The sequence below is a fragment of the Lentibacillus sediminis genome (assembly GCF_002763455.1).
In the GTDB taxonomy this organism is placed as follows: Bacteria; Bacillota; Bacilli; order Bacillales; family Amphibacillaceae; genus Lentibacillus_D; species Lentibacillus_D sediminis_A.
This window is the reverse complement of the sequence record NZ_NIXK01000005.1, coordinates 250,279-272,783: the sequence shown is the minus strand read 5'-3', so window position 1 is coordinate 272,783 and position 22,505 is coordinate 250,279. Positions and strand designations below refer to the sequence as shown.

General features: G+C 41.4%; 27 protein-coding genes and 1 pseudogene. 11 read left to right on the top strand and 17 right to left on the bottom strand.

What is annotated here, in order from left to right; translation table 11 throughout:
- The first annotated feature begins 23 nt into the window (after positions 1 to 23).
- A pseudogene (locus tag CEG13_RS10330) lies at positions 24 to 411 on the top strand (NUDIX hydrolase).
- Positions 412 to 485: 74 nt separating this feature from the next.
- Here CEG13_RS10330 and CEG13_RS10325 read toward each other — a convergent pair.
- The 7 genes from CEG13_RS10325 to CEG13_RS10295 form a co-directional block, all read right to left on the bottom strand.
- Positions 486 to 839: a DUF6176 family protein gene (locus CEG13_RS10325; RefSeq protein ID WP_100011794.1), complete on the bottom strand. Its 354-nt coding sequence runs from the start codon at positions 837 to 839 to the stop codon at positions 486 to 488.
- Between the two features lie 192 nt (positions 840 to 1,031).
- The gene (locus tag CEG13_RS10320) at positions 1,032 to 1,946 is read right to left on the bottom strand and encodes a DUF7916 family protein (RefSeq protein WP_100011793.1); all 915 of its coding nucleotides are present in this window, start codon (positions 1,944 to 1,946) and stop codon (positions 1,032 to 1,034) included.
- On the bottom strand, positions 1,946 to 2,416 hold the full coding sequence (locus CEG13_RS10315; protein WP_100011792.1) for a YrvL family regulatory protein: 471 nt from the start codon (positions 2,414 to 2,416) through the stop codon (positions 1,946 to 1,948). Before CEG13_RS10315 ends, CEG13_RS10320 begins: the two co-directional genes overlap by 1 nt.
- Positions 2,417 to 2,513: 97 nt before the next feature.
- Positions 2,514 to 3,185 (bottom strand): Dph6-related ATP pyrophosphatase, encoded by a 672-nt coding sequence (locus CEG13_RS10310; RefSeq protein ID WP_158234671.1) that lies wholly within the window; start codon positions 3,183 to 3,185, stop codon positions 2,514 to 2,516.
- A 19-nt stretch (positions 3,186 to 3,204) separates the two neighbouring features.
- Complete coding sequence (locus CEG13_RS10305) at positions 3,205 to 3,474, bottom strand: hypothetical protein (protein WP_239984622.1); 270 nt, start codon at positions 3,472 to 3,474, stop codon at positions 3,205 to 3,207.
- A 53-nt stretch (positions 3,475 to 3,527) separates the two neighbouring features.
- Positions 3,528 to 3,728, bottom strand: a complete 201-nt coding sequence (locus CEG13_RS10300; protein WP_100011790.1) for a helix-turn-helix transcriptional regulator — start codon at positions 3,726 to 3,728, stop codon at positions 3,528 to 3,530.
- Positions 3,729 to 4,016, bottom strand: coding sequence for a hypothetical protein (locus tag CEG13_RS10295; protein WP_100011789.1), 288 nt, complete (start codon positions 4,014 to 4,016; stop codon positions 3,729 to 3,731).
- Between the two features lie 180 nt (positions 4,017 to 4,196).
- On the opposite strand from CEG13_RS10295, the gene CEG13_RS10290 reads away from it, so the two are divergent.
- The 10 genes from CEG13_RS10290 to CEG13_RS10245 all read left to right on the top strand — a co-directional run bounded on the left by CEG13_RS10290 (position 4,197) and on the right by CEG13_RS10245 (position 12,413).
- Positions 4,197 to 4,568 carry a GntR family transcriptional regulator gene (locus tag CEG13_RS10290; RefSeq protein WP_100011788.1) on the top strand — a complete coding sequence of 124 codons (372 nt, stop codon included), beginning with the start codon at positions 4,197 to 4,199 and terminating at the stop codon, positions 4,566 to 4,568.
- Positions 4,569 to 4,573: 5 nt separating this feature from the next.
- Complete coding sequence (locus CEG13_RS10285) at positions 4,574 to 5,455, top strand: ABC transporter ATP-binding protein (RefSeq protein ID WP_100011787.1); 882 nt, start codon at positions 4,574 to 4,576, stop codon at positions 5,453 to 5,455.
- Positions 5,433 to 6,077: an ABC-2 transporter permease gene (locus tag CEG13_RS10280; RefSeq protein ID WP_100011786.1), complete on the top strand. Its 645-nt coding sequence runs from the start codon at positions 5,433 to 5,435 to the stop codon at positions 6,075 to 6,077. Before CEG13_RS10285 ends, CEG13_RS10280 begins: the two co-directional genes overlap by 23 nt.
- A 15-nt stretch (positions 6,078 to 6,092) precedes the next feature.
- Positions 6,093 to 7,010: an ABC transporter ATP-binding protein gene (locus CEG13_RS10275; RefSeq protein ID WP_100011785.1), complete on the top strand. Its 918-nt coding sequence runs from the start codon at positions 6,093 to 6,095 to the stop codon at positions 7,008 to 7,010.
- On the top strand, positions 7,010 to 7,960 hold the full coding sequence (locus CEG13_RS10270) for an ABC transporter permease (RefSeq protein ID WP_100011784.1): 951 nt from the start codon (positions 7,010 to 7,012) through the stop codon (positions 7,958 to 7,960). Before CEG13_RS10275 ends, CEG13_RS10270 begins: the two co-directional genes overlap by 1 nt.
- A gap of 204 nt (positions 7,961 to 8,164) precedes the next feature.
- A complete protein-coding gene (locus CEG13_RS10265) occupies positions 8,165 to 9,001 on the top strand; it encodes an alpha/beta fold hydrolase (protein WP_100011783.1) in 837 nt (278 codons plus the stop codon).
- Between the two features lie 169 nt (positions 9,002 to 9,170).
- Positions 9,171 to 10,211 carry a hypothetical protein gene (locus CEG13_RS10260; RefSeq protein ID WP_100011782.1) on the top strand — a complete coding sequence of 347 codons (1,041 nt, stop codon included), beginning with the start codon at positions 9,171 to 9,173 and terminating at the stop codon, positions 10,209 to 10,211.
- A gap of 107 nt (positions 10,212 to 10,318) precedes the next feature.
- A complete protein-coding gene (locus tag CEG13_RS10255; RefSeq protein WP_100011886.1) occupies positions 10,319 to 10,750 on the top strand; it encodes a cell wall hydrolase in 432 nt (143 codons plus the stop codon).
- Between the two features lie 124 nt (positions 10,751 to 10,874).
- Positions 10,875 to 11,621 carry a polysaccharide deacetylase family protein gene (locus tag CEG13_RS10250; RefSeq protein WP_100011781.1) on the top strand — a complete coding sequence of 249 codons (747 nt, stop codon included), beginning with the start codon at positions 10,875 to 10,877 and terminating at the stop codon, positions 11,619 to 11,621.
- Between the two features lie 153 nt (positions 11,622 to 11,774).
- Positions 11,775 to 12,413: an HD domain-containing protein gene (locus CEG13_RS10245; protein WP_100011780.1), complete on the top strand. Its 639-nt coding sequence runs from the start codon at positions 11,775 to 11,777 to the stop codon at positions 12,411 to 12,413.
- A gap of 36 nt (positions 12,414 to 12,449) precedes the next feature.
- Here CEG13_RS10245 and CEG13_RS10240 read toward each other — a convergent pair whose 3' ends face one another.
- The 10 genes from CEG13_RS10240 to CEG13_RS10195 all read right to left on the bottom strand — a co-directional run bounded on the left by CEG13_RS10240 (position 12,450) and on the right by CEG13_RS10195 (position 22,344).
- Complete coding sequence (locus CEG13_RS10240) at positions 12,450 to 12,716, bottom strand: pro-sigmaK processing inhibitor BofA family protein (protein WP_100011779.1); 267 nt, start codon at positions 12,714 to 12,716, stop codon at positions 12,450 to 12,452.
- 123 nt (positions 12,717 to 12,839) lie between these two features.
- Positions 12,840 to 13,502, bottom strand: a complete 663-nt coding sequence (locus CEG13_RS10235; RefSeq protein ID WP_100011778.1) for a YjbE family putative metal transport protein — start codon at positions 13,500 to 13,502, stop codon at positions 12,840 to 12,842.
- 20 nt (positions 13,503 to 13,522) lie between these two features.
- Positions 13,523 to 14,566 (bottom strand): YkvI family membrane protein, encoded by a 1,044-nt coding sequence (locus CEG13_RS10230; protein ID WP_100011777.1) that lies wholly within the window; start codon positions 14,564 to 14,566, stop codon positions 13,523 to 13,525.
- A gap of 73 nt (positions 14,567 to 14,639) precedes the next feature.
- On the bottom strand, positions 14,640 to 15,458 hold the full coding sequence (locus CEG13_RS10225) for an alpha/beta fold hydrolase (protein WP_100011776.1): 819 nt from the start codon (positions 15,456 to 15,458) through the stop codon (positions 14,640 to 14,642).
- Between the two features lie 112 nt (positions 15,459 to 15,570).
- Positions 15,571 to 17,205 carry an ATP-binding cassette domain-containing protein gene (locus CEG13_RS10220; protein ID WP_158234670.1) on the bottom strand — a complete coding sequence of 545 codons (1,635 nt, stop codon included), beginning with the start codon at positions 17,203 to 17,205 and terminating at the stop codon, positions 15,571 to 15,573.
- A 14-nt stretch (positions 17,206 to 17,219) separates the two neighbouring features.
- Positions 17,220 to 19,856 (bottom strand): class III lanthionine synthetase LanKC N-terminal domain-containing protein, encoded by a 2,637-nt coding sequence (locus CEG13_RS10215; protein ID WP_100011774.1) that lies wholly within the window; start codon positions 19,854 to 19,856, stop codon positions 17,220 to 17,222.
- A 790-nt stretch (positions 19,857 to 20,646) separates the two neighbouring features.
- Positions 20,647 to 21,057 carry a hypothetical protein gene (locus tag CEG13_RS10210; RefSeq protein WP_100011773.1) on the bottom strand — a complete coding sequence of 137 codons (411 nt, stop codon included), beginning with the start codon at positions 21,055 to 21,057 and terminating at the stop codon, positions 20,647 to 20,649.
- Positions 21,058 to 21,172: 115 nt separating this feature from the next.
- Complete coding sequence (locus CEG13_RS10205; protein WP_100011772.1) at positions 21,173 to 21,391, bottom strand: YaaL family protein; 219 nt, start codon at positions 21,389 to 21,391, stop codon at positions 21,173 to 21,175.
- 22 nt (positions 21,392 to 21,413) lie between these two features.
- Positions 21,414 to 22,010 carry a recombination mediator RecR gene (gene recR / locus CEG13_RS10200; protein WP_100011771.1) on the bottom strand — a complete coding sequence of 199 codons (597 nt, stop codon included), beginning with the start codon at positions 22,008 to 22,010 and terminating at the stop codon, positions 21,414 to 21,416.
- Between the two features lie 19 nt (positions 22,011 to 22,029).
- Positions 22,030 to 22,344 (bottom strand): YbaB/EbfC family nucleoid-associated protein, encoded by a 315-nt coding sequence (locus CEG13_RS10195; RefSeq protein ID WP_100011770.1) that lies wholly within the window; start codon positions 22,342 to 22,344, stop codon positions 22,030 to 22,032.
- Between the last annotated feature and the right edge of the window lie 161 nt (positions 22,345 to 22,505).

Below are 22,505 nucleotides of genomic sequence, written 5' to 3'. Positions count from 1 at the left end.
TAAAAGTTTAAGAGGGGACTCAGATGAGAAATAGAGGTTCAGCAATTATTTTAGAAAATAACCAAGTAGCTCTGATTAAACGAGTCAGGGATGGACAGGTTTACCATGTTTTCCCTGGGGGCGGTATAGAAGAAGGAGAGTCACCTGAGCAAGCTGCAATAAGGGGAAGCATATGAAGAATTAGGTGTTAAAATTTGCATTCATAAATTGCTCGATAAAGTTGTATATCAGGGAAAGCAATATTTTTTTCTGGCTTCTATTGTCAGTGGAACATTCGGCACGGGACAGGGCGAAGAATTTACTGATGGGACGAGAAACAGAGGAACGCATCAGCCAGTTTGGGTAGATATTAATGAGCTTGAGCATATGGATGTTAGACCGAAAGAAATTTATTCGAAAATTCAAATTTAACAAAATAAAAAAGCCAATATGAAGGTATCTAGACCAGAAAAGAGAACAGAAAAAGTGAGGAGCCAGAGATGAGATCAAAATTTTGACCCCATCACTCCTCTAATCTTTTCCGGTATCATTACAACCTCCATCGTAAGGTCTACCGGTTTAAAATCCGGATCTATACATTCATCCCAATATTGTAGGTGCTTTTTATCAATCCAATGCTCTGATTGCTCGACGTCTTGACCATCGTCCCCTTGTACAGAGTACCAATATAAATACTCATCACCGGTAATTACTTCTCTGAAAATAGTCTCAACATACATTTTCTCGCCTTCTAAGGTGATTAGAACATCCTTCATATTATCGTTTAAAAACTTTACCCATTCATCTACTAAAGTTGATTTACCTTCTTTTACTTTAAATCTGGTTAATTCGACATTCATCAATCCTCAATCCCGCCTTTTTTCAAATAGTGCAAAAACCCTTCTGCGATTTGGTTATATCTGCTTTCTACTGCTTCTTCGTCTATCAACATCAGCTTAGCTTTCTATCTTTCATAATCCACTTTCCATCAACCATTGAGTGTTGGACTGAATCATCCTTACTATAAAACAGTAAAACCTCTAAACCACGTTTTATCGATTAACCGAAGCCGCCATCCGCACATACGTATGCCGCTTTCCGCGAATGGCAATGGAATAGTCCATGATATTTTCCGGTACAGAGATGCCGTGCTCTCCCGCGTCACCAGTATGATGCAGGTCTGCGCCGGCCATTTTATTGTACAGCGCCATTTGTTGGATCGTTTCTTTAGCGGCGCCTTCCTGACTCGTGCCAATCGCAGTCATGGCTAACGCTCCCTGCGATTGAACAGCTTGAATCAGCTGCTGGGTTGTCTCAAGCGTTGCACCAGGCACACTGCCAACAGATGGAAGCAGCACGACATCCGCTCCGGCCTTGGCAAATCCCGCTGCCACTTCAGGACTCACAATTCCGCTTCCCACCTCATTTTTGACGCCAGCACCGTGCATTTTTCCGGCAATAATCATCACGTCTTCCCCGAATAGCTCTTTGGCTTGCTTCACCGAATGCAATATCGCATCATTGGTCACGCCTGTCTTCGGGTTACCGGTGAAACAGACAAAATCAACGCCAAGTTTTTTTGCCTGATCCAGCGACTCCGGAGAGGCCGTGCGTCCTTGCGGTAGAAGATCAAGGGTTTCGGCTTCATCTGCTGATGGATCAACCGGCTCTAAATTGATCCCGACAGGTCTGCCGATCAATCGTTTCAACTCACCTACCACTTGTATCGGATCTTCCACAGACACTCCCTCGATACTCGGTTGATTAACATCAAACAGATTCAGCAAAATCAGATCCGCCCCGAAAGCAGCGGCATACTCAGCATTGGTCAGCCCGGGATACAGCGATGCATTACCAAACACCTCCGATACCATCACCCTGCCCTCCGAAGCCTGAATCGACTGTTTTAGCTGAACCCCATTCATCTCGGCAAAATCAGAAGCCGTACAATTTAAAAAACGTTTCATTATGTATTTCCGTCCTTCCTGTCTAATCTCTTCCTATTATTTTTATCTTCCAGTGCGAATTCGATGCACGCCATCAACAAGGCCGCCGCCACTTCTGCTGTCACCGAAACGGTAATCCCTGTCATAAATTCATCCACCGTAAACAGCGCCAGCCAGTTAGCCAGCGTATCTGTCACAATCCGAATGACAGCAACTTGATATTTACCCGAAATATTTTCTTTGATGATGGTATGAAAAGCCATTGCGAACAAATCCAGCAAAAATCCAAGCAAAAAGAACCATATCGCAAACCATACCAGCGATCCGATCGAGTCATACTGTACCCCGAATAAATGAAAAATCCCCGCCAAGCCGAAGAAATAAATACCAATGAGCATGGTTAAAATGATAATAATAAAAAGAGCAAACATAGAGAATGAAAATGTTTTCTTAAAGAACACCGAGCCACGTGAATCGTTGTTATCACTCAAAACTGGAAATCCCCCTGACTACATGAAAAAACAGTGCTTTTGCCCCGCAGTAAGCTTTCTCTCTAATCGTAACACACTACGGCAAAGCCCATCCGGCTCAAACCCATCCCAATTCCACATGCAAAAACCTGCCCGACATTGTTTCAAAAACCTCACCAGGCTTCACATCTACCTGTTTCTGAAAAATTGGCCCATCAAAAACTAATGTATGAAACTCCCCGTTTTCCCCGCATGGATCGACATCTGCAGGGAGACATTCAATAAATTGATGATCAAAAACCTTCCCGAGACACGAAGGATTCAGCCTTTCCGAATCAACGGTTGTAACCACTGCTTTGAACCCTTTTTCAATAAACTCCTTCGCAACCGCAGCTATATCCCTTTTCCATAACGGATAGATGCCTTGCATCCCAGTACTGGCCAGAAGCTGGTCACGATAATTTTTAATATCCTCCAGAAACAAATCCGCATAAGCGATCGAGTGAATTCCCTGATTCTTAAACACGTCAAATTGCTGATGGAGCGTTCGTTCATATGTGTCGTTATCCACATTCGCAGGCAGCTTGACTTCATATAAAGGGATACCCATAGAGTCAGCCTGGGCCTGGATCAGCTCTCGCTTCACCTCATGCATGGGCAGTCGTCCGCTAGCATCGGATGTCGTCGATAATAAACCTTTCACCTCAAAACTGTCATTTTGCAGCAGCTCATAAACTGCCAGCGCGCTATCTTTTCCACCGCTCCAGGAAACAATGATATTTTCCACCATATGGGCGGTGCCCCCTTCCTTACAACTCATCTACATATTTCTTCGCTTCCACCAATGAATACCCGAACTGCTCCCGGGCTTCTTTGACCGCTTCGACATTTTTCCCCTCTTCCTTCAGCTGTCTCAGTCTCTCGTTAACCGGATGTTCCCGTACGCCAACCTTCTCTGCGATACGTTCAAGTTGAAACTCTGTACGCTTCAACCTTGCTTCCAGCGCTTTCCGGTCCCCATCATTTTTTACAAGCAACCAGATTAATAAAGCAATAATAATTAGAAATTCCAACTCCAAACCTGCTCCTCCTCATGTAACCAGATTCTTGTCATTATTATAACACACCGGCATTATTCACTAGAATCATTCCTAAAAAGCTCATCCACCGTCGTGTCTAAGACATAGGCCAATTTAAACGCCAATTGCAGCGTTGGATCGTATTTATTATTCTCAATCGCATTGATGGTCTGCCTTGACACTTTACAGAGCTTCGCCACTTCTTCCTGAGATAATTTCGAAGTTTTTCTAAGTTCACGAATTCGATTTTTCATTTAAACGCTGTACCTCTTTTTATAAATGAGCAAGGTGATCAGATATACAATCGAAATCGCTGCAAGAAATGGAAATGGACTAATCCCTTCATAAGAACTATTTCCCCAGAAAGTTAAATAAATGTTCTTTGCCACTTCAATTATTAACATCACAATAACCGCAGTAAATGCATATGACTGTGCTTTCATCTTGATATGGATTTTTCTTTCATCTCCATATTGAGGTAATGCAGCAAGCGTAACGATAATCGAAACCACACAAATTGCCACGATAAGAATCCAACCCATGTTTTACTCCCTCCACCCAAAATGTAAAAAGTATTTGATATTTTAATTATAAATGTCCCTAGCTAAATGTCAAACCCTTTTTACATTAAGAATATTTTACATAAAACCCCTTGACACCACCGTACATACTGTATATATTATACATATACAGTAATAACACCAAGCAAAGCAGGTGATGCGTTGAATATCATTATTTCCAATGCGGTGGATCAACCGATCTACGTGCAAATCAAAAATCAGATGAAAGAGCAGATTCTTCATGGCCAGCTGCAGGAAAAAGAAAGTCTGCCGTCGATTCGCAAGCTGGCGAAAGATCTGCAGGTAAGTGTGATTACCACAAAGAAGGCGTATGAAGAGCTGGAAAAAGAGGGCTTCATTGAAACGTTTCCGGGCAAGGGGTCGTTTGTTGCCTCGCAAAATTCCGAGCTGCTGCGAGAAAAACAGCTGAAACTCATTGAGGATCAAATGGCCAAAATGCTGGAAGACAGCAAAGCCTTCAACATTCCCCTCAATGAACTGATCGAGATGATGACATTGCTATACGAGGAGTGAGCCAGATGGAAAATATAGTCGAAGTGAAAAATTTGGAGAAATACTTTTCCAATTTTTCATTGAAAGAAGTCAATTTAACGGTAAAAAAAGGCTTTATTACCGGATTCATCGGCCCGAATGGAGCGGGTAAGAGCACGACCATCCGCTGCATTATGAACCTGACCCGGGCCGATCATGGGAAGGTGCGGATTTTTGGCAAGACACATGAAGAGGACACGGAGAACATCAAGCAGCGCATCGGGTTTGTTCAGGATGAGAGCTTCTTTTACGGGCATTTGTCGCTGGAACAGAACAAGAAGCTGATTGCCCCTTTTTATCAGACGTGGAATGAGAAGTTATTTGCTCATTATATTGAGCGGTTTGAGCTGCCGCGCATGAAAAAGGTGGACCATCTTTCCAAAGGGATGAAGATGAAGTTTTCCCTGGCAATGGCACTCTCCCACAATCCGGAACTGATTATCATGGATGAACCCACCTCAGGACTGGACCCCGTGTTTCGCAGAGAATTGCTGGAGCTCTTGCAGGACATCATTCAGGACGAAGAAAAAGCGGTATTTTTCTCGACCCATATTACACAAGATCTGGAGAAGGTAGCCGATTTTATTACGTTTATCGATAATGGAAAAATCGTAGCAAGTGAGGAAAAGGATGCGCTTTTAGAACAGCATGCAGTGGTGAAAGGGCCGAAAGAGTGGCTCACGGCAGAACGGCGTCGCCTGTTGCATGGCGTAAAGGAAACGGATATCGGGTTTGAGGGGCTGCTTACAGAGAAACAACGGCTTGCCGGAGAAGCGGACGGTCAAGTGCTGCTGGAGCGGCCATCGCTTGAGGACATTATGTTTTATACGGTAAAGGAGCGTAAAAATGGTCATTCAACTATTGCGTAATGAAATGTTCAGTCAGAAAGCTTACAACTATGTTTTAGCATTTTCTTCATTTATCCCATTTACGGGTTTTTTTACAAGCGGTGTGCCAATCCGGCATATTTTGCTAATTATTGTCCTTTCTTCCTGGGTTCCGCTCATAGCGCCTTATTATGAGAGGGATGCGCTTCTCAATAGCCTGCCTGTTACCCGGAAGAAAATCGTTACCGCAAAATACCTGGCTCCGCTGATGTGGTCCATTCCGGCCACGGTAATTGTGTTCATCTATGTTTTTCTGTTTGTCACCTATGCACCATTTCCAGCCCGGTTGATAACTGGATGGGATTTACTGCTGGCACTTGCTGGACTTTATTTGCTGATATCTTTTTTCTATCCGCTCCTTATCTCTTTAGGCTATATTGCAGCAACAACCCTGACGGCGATAACAGGAGGGGCAATAATGATTGGGGTCCAGATGGTTATAAATATTTATCATAACCCGAGTATGACCTCACTCGACAGCACGGTTGAGAACATCATAGCAAACCCAAATGCCTTCATCCTGCTGTTTGCCGGCATTACCTTGATTATTACACTATTATCCTACGCTTTGTCCGTGAAGCTTTATGAGCGGAAGGACTTTTAAGAGGGAGTGACAAACATGGAATCTATTTTATCATTGCAAAACGTACACAAGAAATTAGGAAAGAAATTGGCCGTCAATGGGGTATCGCTGGATGTCTATCCCGGGGAAATCTATGGCTTCCTCGGTCCCAATGGTGCCGGGAAAACTACCACCATCCGCATGATCACCGGGCTGACAAAGATCACATCAGGCGACATCCGGATTGCAGACGCAAGCATTACGAGTGATTACAAAAGTGCCATTCAGCATGTCGGCACCATTGTGGAAAATCCTGAATTGTATCCGTATCTGACCGCGGAAAAGAATTTGCTCCATTTCGCCCGAATGAGCAAAAATGTCACAAAAGAAGACATCGATTCACGCCTCAAACTGGTACGACTGGACCATGTACGGAATCAGAAGGTGCGTAAATTTTCCCTCGGGATGAAACAGAGGCTTGGGATTGCCCAGGCGCTGATTCATCGGCCAAAAGTGCTGATTCTAGATGAGCCGACAAATGGGCTTGATCCAGCCGGCGTGAGAGAAATGCGGGACTACCTCCGCAAAGTTGCAAAGGAAGAGGGAGTGGCGATTTTCATTTCCAGCCATCTTTTAGCGGAAATTGAACTTATTTGTGACCGGTTTGCCATCATTCAGGAAGGAAAACTGGTCCAGGTCGAGCGTGTATCAGATGAAGACAGGCCGGAAGAGATGAATCGATACCAATTGGAAGTCAGCGACCTGGCCAAAGCGCACAAGCTGGCGGTTAGAGAATTTCCCAAGCTTGTTATTCATGAGAAGGAGAATTGGCTGCATATTAAAGCGGCGAAAGAGCAAGTTGGCCAGCTGATTATGTTTTTGACAAGCCAGGGTGTGATGGTTTACCAGTCTGTAAGGGAAAAACAGACGCTGGAGGATCGTTTCCTGCAGGCGACAGAAAGGGGAGTGTCCTGATGTTTTTGAAACTTGTGCAAAACGAATGGATGAAGTTATTTAATCGGACCAGCACTTATGTGATGTTAGGGCTTCTGGCAGCAGGAGTGCTGACTACGGCGATTTTCACGTATTACCAGCAGCAGGACCAGCAACTTCCCTCACAGGAGCAGTGGCAGGCTGAACTGCAGAGCGAGAATGAGACCTTGGCCCAGCAGGAAGCGGAGACGAACAACTATTATATCGAGTCGGATGCGATCAACCAGCAAGCCATCAACAACTATCGGCTGGAACATAATCTATCACCTTATGAGACGGAAAATGTCTGGACATACATGGACAGCAATACGGGTCTGATTCAATTTATCGGCATGCTCGTTATTATTGTGGCCGCGTCCATTGTGGCGCAGGAATTCAAACAAGGCACGATTAAATTGCTGCTGGTTCGCTCCGCTTCACGGACACAAGTACTTGCAGCCAAATTTGCAGTGACGCTATTATTCGGTCTGTTCCTGCTCGTCTCGCTCTTTGCCATGTCGTTTGCCGTCAGAGCCATCGTTTTCGGCTTTGATGGAAGCACCATTCACATCACAGCAAGCAATGGCGAAGTGATAGAATGGTCGCGAATCATCTATCTTGGGGTAACCTATTTGGCCGGTTCCGTTACGATGTTAATGCTGGCAGCTTTTGCCTTCATGATTTCCACGGTGTTCCGGAATGATTCGATTGCCATCGCCATTTCGGTCATGCTGCTGTTTGCAGGAACGATGGCCACCAACATTCTTGCTTTGTTGACGGACTGGGCGAAATTTTCCCTGTTTGCGAATACCAATCTCGAACAGTATTTCCGCGGTGGCCCGATGGTTGAGGGGATGACGCTGGGATTTTCTGTTGTTGTGCTGGTGGTATATCTTGTGGTGTTTTTGGTCTTGGCATTTGGGTTTTTTAATAAGCGGGATGTGAGTATTTAGAAGAGGACTTGATCCTTTGGGCGCTAATCACAACGGGAATATTGTTGTTTCCATACGTCTCGTGAAAGATATAGCTTGAGAGCGAAAATCTCCACTATACAATGACCAAAAAGCAATGCAAGTTTCCCAAACAAGTTAAAGGGTAATAATATAACCAATACCCAATTTATGGAGAAAAACACACTTAATTTTGGAGGTTTTTAAATGGCAAAAGTCACGGTAGGAACAGAAAATCGGACACCCGTCGAACTATATTATGAGGATCACGGTACCGGAAAACCCGTTGTACTCATTCACGGCTGGCCATTAAGCGGCCGCTCCTGGGAATACCAAGTTCCCGCTCTCGTAGAAGCTGGCTATAGAGTTATTACGTATGATCGCCGGGGATTTGGCAATTCTTCTCAACCTTGGAACGGGTATGATTATGATACCTTTGCTGCAGATTTACATCAGTTAATAGAACATTTAGATCTTCATGACGCAACCCTTGTTGGTTTTTCCATGGGTGGCGGTGAGGTAGCTCGTTATATTGCGACCTACGGAACAGACCGAGTGGAAAAAGCTGTATTTGCTGCAGCTGTCCCGCCTTATTTATACAACGCAGCAGATAACCCCGAGGGTGCGTTGGATGATGCCACAATGGAAGAATTTGAAAGCGGCGTGAAAAATGATCGTCTTGCATTTCTGGATGGGTTTACGCAAAACTTTTTCGCTGCTGGTGATCAGACGGACCTGGTGAGCGAACCCTTCCGATCCTATATTAAAGATATGGCGGCATGGGCTTCACCAAAGGGGACGCTGGATTGTATTGCTGCTTTCGGAAAGACAGACTTTCGAGATGATTTGGCTAAATTTACTATACCGACCCTTGTTATTCACGGCGATTCAGATGGGATTGTGCCATTTGAGGCTAGCGGAAAACGAACACATGAAACGATTCCCGGAAGTAAATTAGCCTTGATAAAAGGCGGTCCGCATGGTTTGAATGCAACGCATGCGAAAGAATTCAATCAAGAACTTCTAACGTTTTTGAAGGATTGATGGTGAAAAGCCTGAGCTATGATCAACTCCTTTAAAAAACTTACATCTGTCAGAAAGGAATCCGTTTTGGTCATTTTTCCAAAGCGGATTCCTTTAATTTGTTAAAAACACATATCTAGGCTACTGTTCATATAATACCAAAGTCAAATAACCAAAAGGATGTGTCTCCTTGGCTAATAATCAAAGGTATTATGTGCGTGGGAATACTGCTGAAGGACTTACTAATTATTTCCCTTCCAATTTAAATGGAGTGGAGAAAGTTATTACATTGGAACATCCATCCGAAAAATTGAAAACGGCGGTATTGCAACAACTAATCAGCAACCTTGAAAAGAATTACCAGATAGAAATTCTATTAAGCCCCCATGGATATGATTATCTGGATGGGTTTATCCTACGGGAAAAATCTGTTGCTATTATTACGGAAACGGCTCAGACCAGGGACACCTCAGAAAAATTCGATCTAAGCCAGTACGTGACGGATTCCTTATACCTAACAGACGATTTCCTGGAAGCAAGAAATAATTATCTGGGTGAACAACAAGCAGCATACAGTGCTTTTGCAACAGGACTTCGCATCCATGATGACCTGGAGGATATTTATATCGCAGAAATGGATTTTGACAAAGCGGATACGCTCACAGCAACATTCATTTCCAATCTGCTTACAGGTGTTCCGAAAGTTGAGCGGACAGCACATGAATCCCACCGCTTATTCGGCACAAATACTTCTGAGGGCGTTGTTAATGAAATCCCGTATCTCAAAGAAGACTTTTCAACTGTTTATCATGTAAAAGGCAGAGCAGGAACCGGCAAATCCACCTTCATGAAAAAGATCGGCGAGGCATCGAAGCAGCATGGCTTCGATATTGAACTTTACCATTGCAGCTTCCACCCCGGGAGTATCGATATGCTGATCGTAAGGGATCTGGATTTTTGCATGTTTGACAGCACAGACCCGCATGAGTTTTTTCCAGACAGTGACTCAGAATCAATAGTTGACCTTTATGAAGAGCTGGTCACTCCCGGAACAGATGAAAGATATGCAAGTGAGATAAATCGGATCAATGGTGATTATAAAGCTTATATGAAAAAAGGAGTAAAGCACTTAAAATCTGCTGGAAACTCTCTGGAAATCATAGAAGATCATTATACATTTGATGAGATGCAAGTAATCAAAATCACCAAAGATTTGATGGCGCGAATATAGCCATAGTCAGCAAAAAGGCAGGTCCTTTTATGGGTTCTGCCTTTAAATTTCACGATAACATGCAAGGCAACACAGGAAAATTCATAAACTATTTTTGGGGTGATAAAATGAGAGTAGCATACACGGATTCAGATGTAGATTTAATGGCAAGGATGATGCGAGCGGAAGCCGTGGGTGAAGGAAAACAAGGAATGATGTATGTGGGAAATGTCATTGTTAATCGGGCGGTAGCGGATTGTTTAGATTTCAGGGATGTAAGAGCAATTCGCGATGTCATTTTTCAAGTACAAGGAGGAAACTATTCGTTTGAAGCTGTTCAAAAAGGCAGCCTATTTTATAGAAGAGCGAGAGAGGTTGAGAAAAAATTAGCGAGAAAGAATTTGAATTATTGGAGACAACACCCGGCGAAATATGCGCTTTGGTATTTTAACCCATATGCTCCATGCCCTCCAACATGGTACGGTCAACCTTTTACCGGTCAGTATAAAAATCATTGTTATTATGAACCGGAAGCCGGAACATGTCCGAGTGTTTATTAATTTATTGTCATACGTGCGTTCGATAAACCCGACCGCACGTATTTTATGGGATAAGATGTTTGTGTAACTCCCTAACCATAACCTTCATATAAATAAAAGATATAGGTAAATATGGAGGTTAAATATGTACTTTCGTTATGGTGATTCTTGGCGGCATTGGAATGGCTCCTACAGACAAAGAGGATCAGAAAGTATTAGCAGGCAGCCTGATTTAGTTGCACATTCGGTCTTACAGCGTGAGTACCCCAACATTGTTGTTTTAAGCGGTTCAACTTATGACAATAGGGTAGCTTTAACGTTTGATGATGGTCCGGATATCCGCTTTACCCCGCAAGTGCTGGATGTTCTTAATAACTATCAAGTGAATGCTACGTTTTTCCTGATGGGCGCAAGAGCAGCGGAACGACCAGATATTGTCAGGAGAATTCAAGCAGAAGGGCATGCCATCGGGAATCATACGTATTGGCACCCTAATTTAACAGAAGAATCTTTGGAAAGAGTGCATTGGGAAGTAACAGCAACGGAGGAAACAATTGAGCAAATATTGGGATTCCGCCCCCGATTATTCCGGCCTCCTTACGGCTTTTTAAACCGGGAGATTGTCGAATTACTGGGAGATATGGGCAATGCGGTGATTCTCTGGAACGTTGATTCTCTGGATTGGATGGAATTGGGCACTGACGCGATTACCAACACCGTTTTAGCGAATACCGCGCCGGGTTCCATCATCCTCATGCATGATGGCGGGGATGAGACAGCGGATTTAACAGATACCGTAGATGCTTTAGATGTGATTATTCCGCGTCTGCAGGCAGCAGGCATGGAATTTGTGACCATTCCTGAATTAATTAATATTAGTGAAGCGAAGTGAATTAAATAGCGTCCGTGGATTTGATGGGAGTCTATTCTTCTTGATATAGTAATGACACGATTAGATTAGCGGGCGCAAAATTCAAATGAGACGAAACCAGTTAGGAAGAACAACGTAAGAATAGGAAGGAGTTAAAATGGGAGGAACATTTGAATGGACAAGCAAAACATAATCACAAAGACTGAATCAATGGTCCACGAAAAACTGCAGGAAGAGAAATCCGGTCATGACTGGTATCACATTGAACGGGTCGTCAAAAATGCCAGGGAAATCACGGCTGATGAGAAAGCAGATACATTCATTGTAACCCTCGCTGCCTTGCTGCATGACCTGGCCGATGATAAAGTCGTCGCCAGCGAGGAAGAGGGATTGCGTTTTATCAGCGATTGGCTCACGCAACAGGAGGTGAGCCAGGCGGACAGGGAGCATATTCTTTCCATCATCCAGACCATGTCCTTCAAGGGCGGAAACTCACAAGCCATGGAAACGCTGGAAGGGAAAATTGTCCAGGATGCGGACAGGCTTGATGCGATCGGCGCTGTTGGCATTGCCCGCTGCTTCGTCTATTCCGGCAAGAAAGGACAAGCCATCCATAATCCGCAGTTGCCAGTGCGGGAGGAGATGACCGTGGAGGAATATCGCAACGGCGAATCCACAGCCATTCACCATTTTTATGAGAAGCTGCTGAAATTGAAGGATTTGATGAATACAGGAAAAGGTTATGAATTAGCGGAAGCACGCCACCAATTCATGGAGGATTTCCTGAAGCAGTTTTACAGGGAGATAAAATGAAAACAAGCCGTCCACGACAGACGGCTTGTTTTTGGTTTATGGCAGCAAAAACAAATGAATGGCAGAAAGAGAAGCTACCCCAAATACACCTAAAAATCCCGCCACCACAACAGTGAAGAAGTTAATCGGAATATGCAGCCCAATCGCGCCGCCAAATACATTTAAAAAGAATAAAAACAGGATGCCGATCCCCAGTTTCACCGCAGACTGCCCAATAAATCGCATCGGCTTGGACGGCGCCCCAATGACGAGCAACACAACAACAAGCGCAATCATCACCGAAATCACAATCGCAGAACTCAACGCAAACCCACCCCTTTAACTTGTCCCTTTTTAGTACTTATGATGGGAGAAGAGGAAAAAGAACAAGAAATAGTTGGGGTGGTAAAGTGTTGTTCACCCTCTTACTAGAGGATGGGGATGCAATCAAAGCCGATGAAGCTCCAATTGCTTCCGTCTAATCCATCCCAACACCATGATAATCACCGTAACCCCAGTTAAAAACAGCAACTCAGACACTCCATTTGTTTCAAAGAACTGACGTACGGGTGGTTCTTTTAGCATCATATCTCCTGCTGTCCAGGCAAGCAGTCCGGCGCCGATATAAATAATGATTGCATATTTTTGCATGAGTCTCATCATAAATTGGCTTGCAATGAGGATGATAGGGATGCTGAGGGTAATGCCAATCATGATAAGAAACAAATCATTGTTGGCAATTGCTGCAATGGCGAGCACATTGTCCAAACTCATAATCAAATCAGCGAGAATAATGATCATAACAGCATCCAGCAGGGAATTCCCGACCTTTATCTTTTTTTCCTCATGCTTGTCCACCAGCAATTTATAGGAAACAAGCAGAAGCAGGATACCGCCAATGAGTTGAATTAACGGCAAATTTAAGAGAAAAACCATCAGAAACGTAAACAGAATTCGTAAAGTAATCCCTCCGAGCGTTCCCCAGCGAATTGCCTTTTTCTGCAAATGTTCCGGAAGGTTTCTGCTTGCCATAGCGATGACGACCGCATTATCTCCGCTTAAAATTAAATTGATCACGAGAATTTTGGTCAAAATCTCTATCCATTCCAAATGAATTCCCCCCTGAGGAGTTATCTTTCCGGCGTTTTCTTAAACAGTAAAAAGAACAGGAAGACCAACCCCATATAACCGAACAGCGGGTACAATACTGAAAGCAGCGTGCCATACCCTGCCTGACTTATGACAAAGATCACGAACAGAATGATCCAAACATTCGTGCGAAAAGAAAGACCAAGTGCTGCCTTCATCTGGCGTGAAACCCCGAAAATGTTTCCAACAACTGTGTTGAATATCTCCCCATAAATCACGAATACGTACAAGATATGAATGACCATGCCAAAATGTCTGATGATCTCAGCCATCGGAATATCGTGCCGAAATGTTTCCGGGAAAAAAGATAATGAAAGATGAATGGCCAGCAATATAAAAGTGAGAGCCAATCCGCCCCAAAAACCGCCCCATTTAAGAACATGTTCATCCCGGATTTCTTTTCCCAGTGGCACGAGCACGACTTGAGCCGTCATCAAATTGAATGCAGCATAGGCGAATGGAGAACCAACCCAGGACATGCTTTCCGGAAGCTTTGTAGGAAGAACTTGTCCGATCAGTTCATGTGGATGCTGGCTGATGATAGAAGCCGCCACAAATATCCCAAACAAAATCATCAATGGTACGATATAGGAGTTGATGGCAAAAATACCTTTTAGCCCTTTCAATACAACGATGTAACAGAAGATGAGTGTGGCGATAATCCCCATCTGGAAGGGAAGGCCGAGCTGTTCCTGAAACACAGCGCCCGCCCCTGATAGCATGACAGAAGTGACGCAAATAACCACGACAAAAATGAAGAGGTTGACGATTTTGCCGACCTTCCTGCCGAATAAATACTCGTTTAATTGCTGATACGAATAGGCCTGTATGCGGGAGGAAATAATCATCATCTTAATCCCGACCACAATAAACAAAATTCCGCTGATTGCAATGCCGATGGTCCCTAAAGCACCATGGACACTAAAAAACGTGACAATTTCCTTCCCTGATGAAAACCCTGCCCCAACGACCGTTCCGACATAGGTTGCGGCTAAAAGTAATATAGAAATCTGCTGCTTTGTCATTCCTCCACCTCACCTTATTTTTATGGCGAGAAGAGGATTTAAAGAACAGCTTTTCCAAATTTAACAGCACCTGTTACTCGAAAAAATTAAAAGCAATTCTATTCATTTCATCCGGCTTTTCCACAACGGTCCAATGCCCGCAATTCTCTATTTCTATTAACTTTGCATAAGGGATATGCTCCAGCAATAATTTGTCTATTAATTTGGGAGGTAAAATGTCGTAGCTGCCTTGTGCAACTAAGATAGGGATATGGTGAATGGCATCTATTCTATCGGTTACGTCATAATATTCCAAGATGTCTCTTCCAATCGCATCATTAACGATTGGGTCAATGGTTGTATTTGCTTTTTGCTTTAAGGCTTCCTCTGAGTAAACATAGTATCTGTCAAGAATGGATAAAACCTCTTCCATTGATACTTCTCCCCTTTTAAGACCCTCCTCTAAATTGGCGAGTTTTGTTTTATCTTTTTCTGACAGTCTTTTTTCTAATTCTGCTCCAAAGGTTTTAAACCCTTCCGCCGTAACACCTATTGCAGCAGTCAGAAGAATCTTATTCACCCTTTCCGGGTAAGCAGTCGCATATAAGAGAGCCAGCATAGAACCCCATGACTCCCCGAACAGGTTCATTTTTTCCAGATTTAATTCTTTCCGTACTAATTCCAACGTGTTTACTTCATCTTCCATCGAATATTGGTTGTCTATGGAGGGGTCTGATTTCCCGCTGCCTCTTTGGTCATAAAAAACCAGCCTAAACTGTTGAGATAGGGGCAGAACATGAGGTAGAAAAAATTGCTGTTCGCTTCCAGGCCCGCCGTGCAGAAAAACAATGGGTTCTCCTTCACCTATAGTATTGACATGTAGTCCTTGAAAATCAGCATTAATGAGCGTCATTTAACGTCCTCCGATGATTTTTTCTTTATAAAAAAAAGGGACAAATCACCCCATGTCCCCTACTTCAGTTCTTATTCCAGAGATACTAATGTCTCGCTGCAAACAGTATCCATTAATCAGTCGCGAACTCTCTTGTGTATATTTTTGAGTTTAACTTTTTGTTTTCAATTTTGTACACACGGTCATAATCAGCAAAATTCTCTTCCTTAACATGGTGGCTAACTTCAATAATAGCTTGAGGTAAGCTGAAGAGCGTATTATGAATGCCCTGGGCAGTTTCTTTATCAAGCGCTGCAGTCACTTCATCCGCAATTAACAACTCACGTTTTCTTAAGATCGCACGTGCGATTTCTACTCTCTGATTCTGACCTCCCGAAAGGTTTTGACCATTTTCTCCGACGATAAAGTCAAGACCCCTTTCTTTAACGGCAGATGACAAGCCCGCAGCCTTAATTGATTGATATAGTTCTTCTGGTTCAAAGTCTTCACCTAACGTGATATTGAACTCTAAAGTCTCATTAAATATCATGGGCGTTTGACGTATATAACTAATATTTCGATTAACAGCGCGTGTACTTCGCTCAATTTCCCCTCCATATGTTATCTGTCCCTCTGTTAAGGAAATATTTTGCTGAATTAAATTCAAAATAGTAGTTTTACCAGATCCAGACTCACCAAGTAACAGCAGCTTCTCTCCAGCATTGATCTCCAGATCGAATCTATCTAATATTAAATTATTATCAAATTGTACGATACCATCTCGAATTTCGAAGGGAAGTATACTTTCAAGAGAATGATTATCGTTTTGTTTAAATGCGTTGTTTTCCTCTTCTATTATCGAGAGTTTTTTACGAATGCCCTTAGTTGTAGACAACTTGTCAATATTTTCAGCAGCAACAGATAGTGGATTAGCAATGCGGTCACTAGCGATATATACCGCTACTAGCGCCTCCACTTCCAGTAAACCATTAAAGACAAATAGCCCTCCAATAAAGACCGGGATCAAGCTTAAGATGTGTGATGCGATGTAGGCAGTTAGACTTGCTAAGGCTTGAGCCAAAGTCATCTTAACATTTTTAACTTCTGCATTAGTAATGCTAAGCTTTAAGCGCTCAAAAAATGTTATCTCACGTTGATAACCAATAATTGTTTCAACACCTTTTATATCTTCAACTAATTCATTGGTGTAATCCTCGTTAGCCTTACTCCAATCTTTAGAGCTGTTTTCAATTTTCTTTTGATTTAATTTCGGAAAAATCATTGTGACTAAAGCAAAAACGATAAAGATAAAACCTAACGTAACATTAACAGATAAAATATATCCACTGGCTACACTTGCTAAAACAATAGTTTGAATCGATATAATCCAAGCCATAATATAATTATTCTCTAACAATTTAACATCATTTTGAAGAAAAGAAAGTACATCCGATGATCTAGATTCTGAACCTTTTTGATGTTTATGAACATGGTGTTCATAAACAGTTGTTTTCACACTGACATTAAAATTCTTTATTAATTTTGCTATGCTCCATTGATAAAAATATGATCCAAGGCCAAGGATCAGGAAACCTACAATACCGAAGCCTACTCCGAATGCAAGTTCTTGTAAGCTTCCATTTTCTAATCCTTCAATAACAAGTCGGATGGTCTCTGGTAACAACAACCCTTCAATGGATACAACAACCAAACCAATCAAAACAAAAATTACATATTTTGCAGTCCCGTGTCTAATCATTAACTTCATTGCTTTCATCCCAATCAATAGTTGCTAATTTTGTTTTTTTGATGATTGATTATTTCTTCTGCTATAGACAAAACTACATCAGTACTAGTGGTTAGTTTTTTATGGCTAGTAAATGATATCCATCTACTAAGAACAGAAACAATCCCCATTGATCCGGTATAAAAATCATGAGAGATTTTAAGAGCTTGCTCCCCAGGAAACCCTAAAGATTTACCATCATTTTCACCAACCACTTCAAATAGTCTAAATGTAGAAATTTTATCTTCTATACTTTCATACACCTGGGGGTTCTCTTCGACCAATTGATAATAAGAGATCAAGAAGTCAACAACTCCCGCAAGTCCTCTCATTAAACTCGGGAAATATTGAATCTTATGTTCTAAACCCTTCACAATTTTATCGAGGTATTTTTTATGTTCTGAATTCCTTGTTATACGATAAAACGAAATCAATAACATTCCAATACCGGAAAGCCCATTATATAAAAATGCGGACTCTACAGTTTCCCCACTACCAATTTTCTTTCTATTAATAGTTATATTTCCAATTCTGTTTGTATAAAGCAGATCCAAAACTTCTTCTAATATTATTTCTGATGCTTCCAGATATTTTCTTTCAGAGGTCACAGTATACGTTAATAACAAGGCTAGGGAGACTCCCGCTTTCCCTTCATAAAGACCGGCGTATTCTAGCTCATCCCCTATTATCAGTTCATCTGACAGAATCAACGCTTGCTTCTTAGAATCAGGATCTTTCGTTTTCAACCAATAATACAAATGCATAATTACTAATCCAGCTTTACCATAAAACAAATCATTTAACAAAGGGGCCGGTTGCACAGCTGCTTTCTTGTATAAAACCCGAGCTTCATCAATTAAACCTATTTTTAATAAATAGACTATAATTCCTGAGCTTCCGATTAACAAGCTTCTCGGCAAATTCTTTATACTAGGAAACTCTCTTTCGAAAATTTCTAAACTAATTTCTTTTAATTGAAAGGGATTTGGCTTACCTAAATTACTATATGTTTGATATGTGCCAATCAATATCCCATAGATTCCATGACAAATGCTGAACGGATTTGTATTAAAAATATGTGGGTCAGCAGGGATATAATAGCCTTTTTCTTTTGTTGAAAAATCAAATAAATCTACTATTGAATTTGTAAGTTCTATTAAATCCGTTCCTATATACTTAGTAGATAATTTGCTGTTATGATTAGTCAAACTTTGAGTATGAAAATGGTTTAATAAAATATCAATATATTCGTCAGACAAATAAGGAATATTTTTTCTTGCCCATTCTAATAATGCAATTTTTTTGTTTTCATCCAATGCATACAAATTATTAATGGGGTATATCATAACCATACCTATTAGCATTATCTTGTCTAAATCTTTTTTAATTAGACTATTCTCTTTAGAACGATAACCAATTGTATCTACTCTTAGTTCATCTGTTTCATGAAGAAACATAGAATGTTCTAAATCAATTAATTTAACATTAAAAGATCCATTTTCTTTTTTCTCCAATATAACATTTGCATCTGATATGTCGTAAAGAGCTATACCGTGCGCATGAATAATATTGACTTTTTCAATTAATTGGCAAAAAATATCAAATATGTTATCATAATATTTATTTATTTCCGCTACATCTCGCTCTAAACTTATTAAAGGATTTTTTGTATAAGTATATACTCTTAAAGATTCACCTCTAATTTTCTCTTCTACTAAATATCCATTTCCATGTTCTGAAATAAAATCATGTACTTTTGGAGTAATTCCAGTTTTTTCTAAATTTATTAAAAATTCTTTTTCTCTTACTAATCTTTCAGGTGCATACAACCCCGCATAATCCAAGGCTGAATACTGCCTAGCTTCTTTCGCAATCAATTCTTTTTCATTATGATCTTCTACAAGATATACTCCTCCACTAGAGGAAAAATTTAAGGCCTCTTTAGGTATGTATTTTAACAAAAACAATGATTCCTTTTCTGTTTCTATTGGAACCTTCAAATCTTCAACCCATTCTGGAATATGATAATAAGGTACTCTCATGTCCTGAACGAGTTTATTTTTATTGTTTTTAATAAATGTTTCTATTGTACCCCGTTCTGAAACTTTTCTAATTGGACTAAATTCACCATATCGATAAAACAAAACCTTCGAATTTCTATATGGCTTATCAGAAAGAATATAAGGGCCTTCATAATCCTTTGTTTTATGATACAAATCTTCTAATACTGTCAAGATAGAGTCTTCAGCAGGATATAGAACAATGAATTTACCGTGACTTGCTCTATTAGCCGCCTTTCCATTTATTTCCCTAAATTTGTCTAAATCCGCTATGAACTTGAAGTTTATTTCATTTTTGATACAGTAAGTTGCTACAACCTTAAACACTTCTTCATAGTTATCAATCGTTGAAGAAATATGTATTTTCCAACCTGCTGTTCTCTCTTCGGAGATATTTTTATTGAAAAAAAACATAGTCCAAGGGTATTTAATATAAATTTCAACCTTGCTTTTATCGAAATCAACAAGATTTATAAAACTATCTTCGTGATGTCTAAAAGTATTATCTAACATATAAAATGATGTGTTATTTTTATAGGCTACGGCATGATTAGAATATTCCACTGGTAACATTTATTCTCACCTTATTCTATTAAAATAAATTAAAAGATAAGGCTGAGTATATAATATACTCGGCCTTATTAAATTCATTCACTCTCCGGTAAATAGTGTTTTTTGATTCCAATTTTTGATATAGCCCTAAAACAGCTAACATACTGGATATTAAATGAAAATTTAACCTAACTCCACTGGCTATGCGCAGTTGAATGGACAATAACAGAGATAACAGGAATTGAACCGGAATACTAGCGAATTTTAATCATGACACTTTTAAATGTAAACGGATACATTTTTGCTAGTTTTTCTGGATTTTATGTTCCAGTCTGAACTGGACCATTGCAACTGTAACTAGTGCATGATCCAAATGGGGACACGCCACCGCTACTAAAAGATCTAGTCACAACCATTTTTTGAAGATCTAGTAAACTTGTCATATTTGTCACCTCCTTTGATATAATGTCTTTAATATAAACTATAATTTTGTAAATTGCAATAAAATATTGATAGAATATTGTTGGGAAAATGTTAGTTGTTTTTGGTGGTTTTTTATCATTTTTTCATTAATTTAACCCCTAATTTTCCTAAATTAGGAAAGTTAGGGGTTCATTAGTGTTTTGACATTGTTTATCGTCGATGTATTCTATAAAACTAGCTCCTAGTCCTATAGAATTTTTTCCTGGCGGTCACGTCTTTTGGATCCTGCACGACACAAATAATCAAGCCATCACGTCATCGGCTTTCATTCTAATACAAATTTTTAAAAGAAAAAGGGAGCATGGTTGTCTTCCCATGTCCCCCTGCGTCAGCTTTCTTTTTCCTTAAATACCAGTGTCTCAGTCATTTCCTCGCCATTTTCCATCCACGTCACTTCAATGGTGAATTGTTGCCCCTGTTGGTATCCAGCCAGGAAGTTATAATTTTTAAATTCCTGCTCCCATGGTTCCTCTTTTGATGGAAGCGATCCTTCGCCGGTCATATAGTTATTTTCCATCCATTCCGCGTGCACCTTGTACTCAAATGTACCATTTGACTCCCCGGTATAGTAAGCCTCCATCTGCGCACTCTCCGTTATGTCTGCCGCGGGTTCATAAATCTCCAGCACAATTTCCCCCCGCCAATGCTCGGTCTCTGCAGTGTATGTACGCTGTTCGGTCTCTCCATTAGAACATGCCATAAGCAGCAACAAAGCCATCAGTATTAGCAGCTTTTTCATGAAAGCCCCTCCATTTTAGAAATTTACTTCCAACAGTTTGCAATAAATGTGCTCCTACAAAAAAACCAAGGGACACTCCACCCTATGTCCCTTGCCTCCAATGTATTCTATAAAACTAGCTCCTAATCCGAAACGCATTAATTTTCCGATGGCGAACCTCCCGCAGCAGAAAAATATACTTAGCCTGGGCGATGGCTTCCAGCTGACGGGTGCTTGCAGGTGCGTCAACGCTATGCTCCATCAGTGCCTTGATTTGTTTCCAGTCCTGTTCCGCTGCGTAGAAGGCCTCCAGGAGTTCGTCATCGATGTCTCGCTTCTTTAATTTCTTCCCCATGCACTCCACCCTGACTTCGTATCTAGATATCTCTTCTTCCTTCTAATGCTTTGGATAATGTCACTTCATCTGCATATTCCAAATCGCCGCCAACCGGCAGACCATGGGCAATCCGTGTGGCCTTGATTCCGGAGGGCTTCACAAGTCGTGAAATATACATGGCGGTTGCTTCCCCTTCAATGTTCGGATTGGTGGCCAGAATGATTTCCTCTACCTCTTCATCCTTCAGGCGATTGATTAAATCAGGCACATTGATATCCTCTGGCCCAATGCCATCCATTGGAGAAATGGCGCCGTGAAGCACATGGTACTTCCCGTGGAATTCCTTCATTTTTTCCATCGCGATCACGTCTTTTGGATCCTGCACGACACAGATGATTGAGCCATCCCGTGACGTATCCGCACAGATGGCGCATGGATCCTGGTCTGTGATATGCCCGCAAACCGAACAGTGTGTTAGTTCCCGTTTGGCATTGACCAGGTTTTTGGCAAAGTCCATCACGTCATCGTCTTTCATATTTAATACAAAAAAAGCCAGCCGGACAGCGGTTTTTGGACCGATTCCCGGCAATTTGGTGAAACTGTCGATCAGTTTGGAAATTGGTTCTGGATAATACATCTATTTGCCTCCTAGAACGTTAGAACATTCCAGGCATATTCATCCCTTTGGTGAATTGTCCCATCGTTTCGTTTGTTGTCTCCTCAATCTGACTCAGCACATCATTCGTAGCCGTAAGGATCAGATCTTGCAGCATTTCTACATCATCCGGATCAACGACTTCCTCTTTAATTTCTACCTCGGTGATTTCCTTCTTCCCATTGGCGTGAACCGTTACCATGCCACCGCCCGCTGATGCCTGAAAGTTCATCTCATGCAGTTCATCCTGTGCTTTCATCATTTTCTTCTGCATTTTTTGCATTTGCTTCATCATGTTATTCATATTTCCCTTCATGGAAAATACCTCCTTTGATTTTTTCATTTTGAAATAAAACAGTATCTAGTTTTTCCTCTATAAATTTCACAATAAGGTAAGCCACGTCCAGCTCCAGCGCCCAGCGACTAGTGGACTTCCCTCACCTCCGTACGATAAGTCAACATCGACTCACTACGTTC

Excerpts from the sequence above, each read along its gene's own strand:
- CEG13_RS10215 (WP_100011774.1), bottom strand. The coding sequence starts at position 19,856 with ATGTTACCAGTGGAATATTCTAATCATGCCGTAGCCTATAAAAATAAC.
- CEG13_RS10210 (WP_100011773.1), bottom strand. The coding sequence starts at position 21,057 with ATGAAAAAGCTGCTAATACTGATGGCTTTGTTGCTGCTTATGGCATGT.
- CEG13_RS10245 (WP_100011780.1), top strand. The coding sequence starts at position 11,775 with ATGGACAAGCAAAACATAATCACAAAGACTGAATCAATGGTCCACGAA.
- CEG13_RS10295 (WP_100011789.1), bottom strand. The coding sequence starts at position 4,016 with ATGGGTTGGATTCTTATCGTGGCAATTTGTGTGGTTTCGATTATCGTT.
- CEG13_RS10275 (WP_100011785.1), top strand. The coding sequence starts at position 6,093 with ATGGAATCTATTTTATCATTGCAAAACGTACACAAGAAATTAGGAAAG.
- CEG13_RS10270 (WP_100011784.1), top strand. The coding sequence starts at position 7,010 with ATGTTTTTGAAACTTGTGCAAAACGAATGGATGAAGTTATTTAATCGG.
- CEG13_RS10300 (WP_100011790.1), bottom strand. The coding sequence starts at position 3,728 with ATGAAAAATCGAATTCGTGAACTTAGAAAAACTTCGAAATTATCTCAG.
- CEG13_RS10230 (WP_100011777.1), bottom strand. The coding sequence starts at position 14,566 with ATGACAAAGCAGCAGATTTCTATATTACTTTTAGCCGCAACCTATGTC.
- CEG13_RS10280 (WP_100011786.1), top strand. The coding sequence starts at position 5,433 with ATGGTCATTCAACTATTGCGTAATGAAATGTTCAGTCAGAAAGCTTAC.
- recR (WP_100011771.1), bottom strand. The coding sequence starts at position 22,010 with ATGTATTATCCAGAACCAATTTCCAAACTGATCGACAGTTTCACCAAA.
- CEG13_RS10220 (WP_158234670.1), bottom strand. The coding sequence starts at position 17,205 with ATGAAGTTAATGATTAGACACGGGACTGCAAAATATGTAATTTTTGTT.
- CEG13_RS10255 (WP_100011886.1), top strand. The coding sequence starts at position 10,319 with ATGAGAGTAGCATACACGGATTCAGATGTAGATTTAATGGCAAGGATG.
- CEG13_RS10320 (WP_100011793.1), bottom strand. The coding sequence starts at position 1,946 with ATGAAACGTTTTTTAAATTGTACGGCTTCTGATTTTGCCGAGATGAAT.
- CEG13_RS10265 (WP_100011783.1), top strand. The coding sequence starts at position 8,165 with ATGGCAAAAGTCACGGTAGGAACAGAAAATCGGACACCCGTCGAACTA.
- CEG13_RS10325 (WP_100011794.1), bottom strand. The coding sequence starts at position 839 with ATGAATGTCGAATTAACCAGATTTAAAGTAAAAGAAGGTAAATCAACT.
- CEG13_RS10225 (WP_100011776.1), bottom strand. The coding sequence starts at position 15,458 with ATGACGCTCATTAATGCTGATTTTCAAGGACTACATGTCAATACTATA.
- CEG13_RS10310 (WP_158234671.1), bottom strand. The coding sequence starts at position 3,185 with ATGGTGGAAAATATCATTGTTTCCTGGAGCGGTGGAAAAGATAGCGCG.
- CEG13_RS10205 (WP_100011772.1), bottom strand. The coding sequence starts at position 21,391 with ATGGGGAAGAAATTAAAGAAGCGAGACATCGATGACGAACTCCTGGAG.
- CEG13_RS10195 (WP_100011770.1), bottom strand. The coding sequence starts at position 22,344 with ATGAAGGGAAATATGAATAACATGATGAAGCAAATGCAAAAAATGCAG.
- CEG13_RS10250 (WP_100011781.1), top strand. The coding sequence starts at position 10,875 with ATGTACTTTCGTTATGGTGATTCTTGGCGGCATTGGAATGGCTCCTAC.
- CEG13_RS10285 (WP_100011787.1), top strand. The coding sequence starts at position 4,574 with ATGGAAAATATAGTCGAAGTGAAAAATTTGGAGAAATACTTTTCCAAT.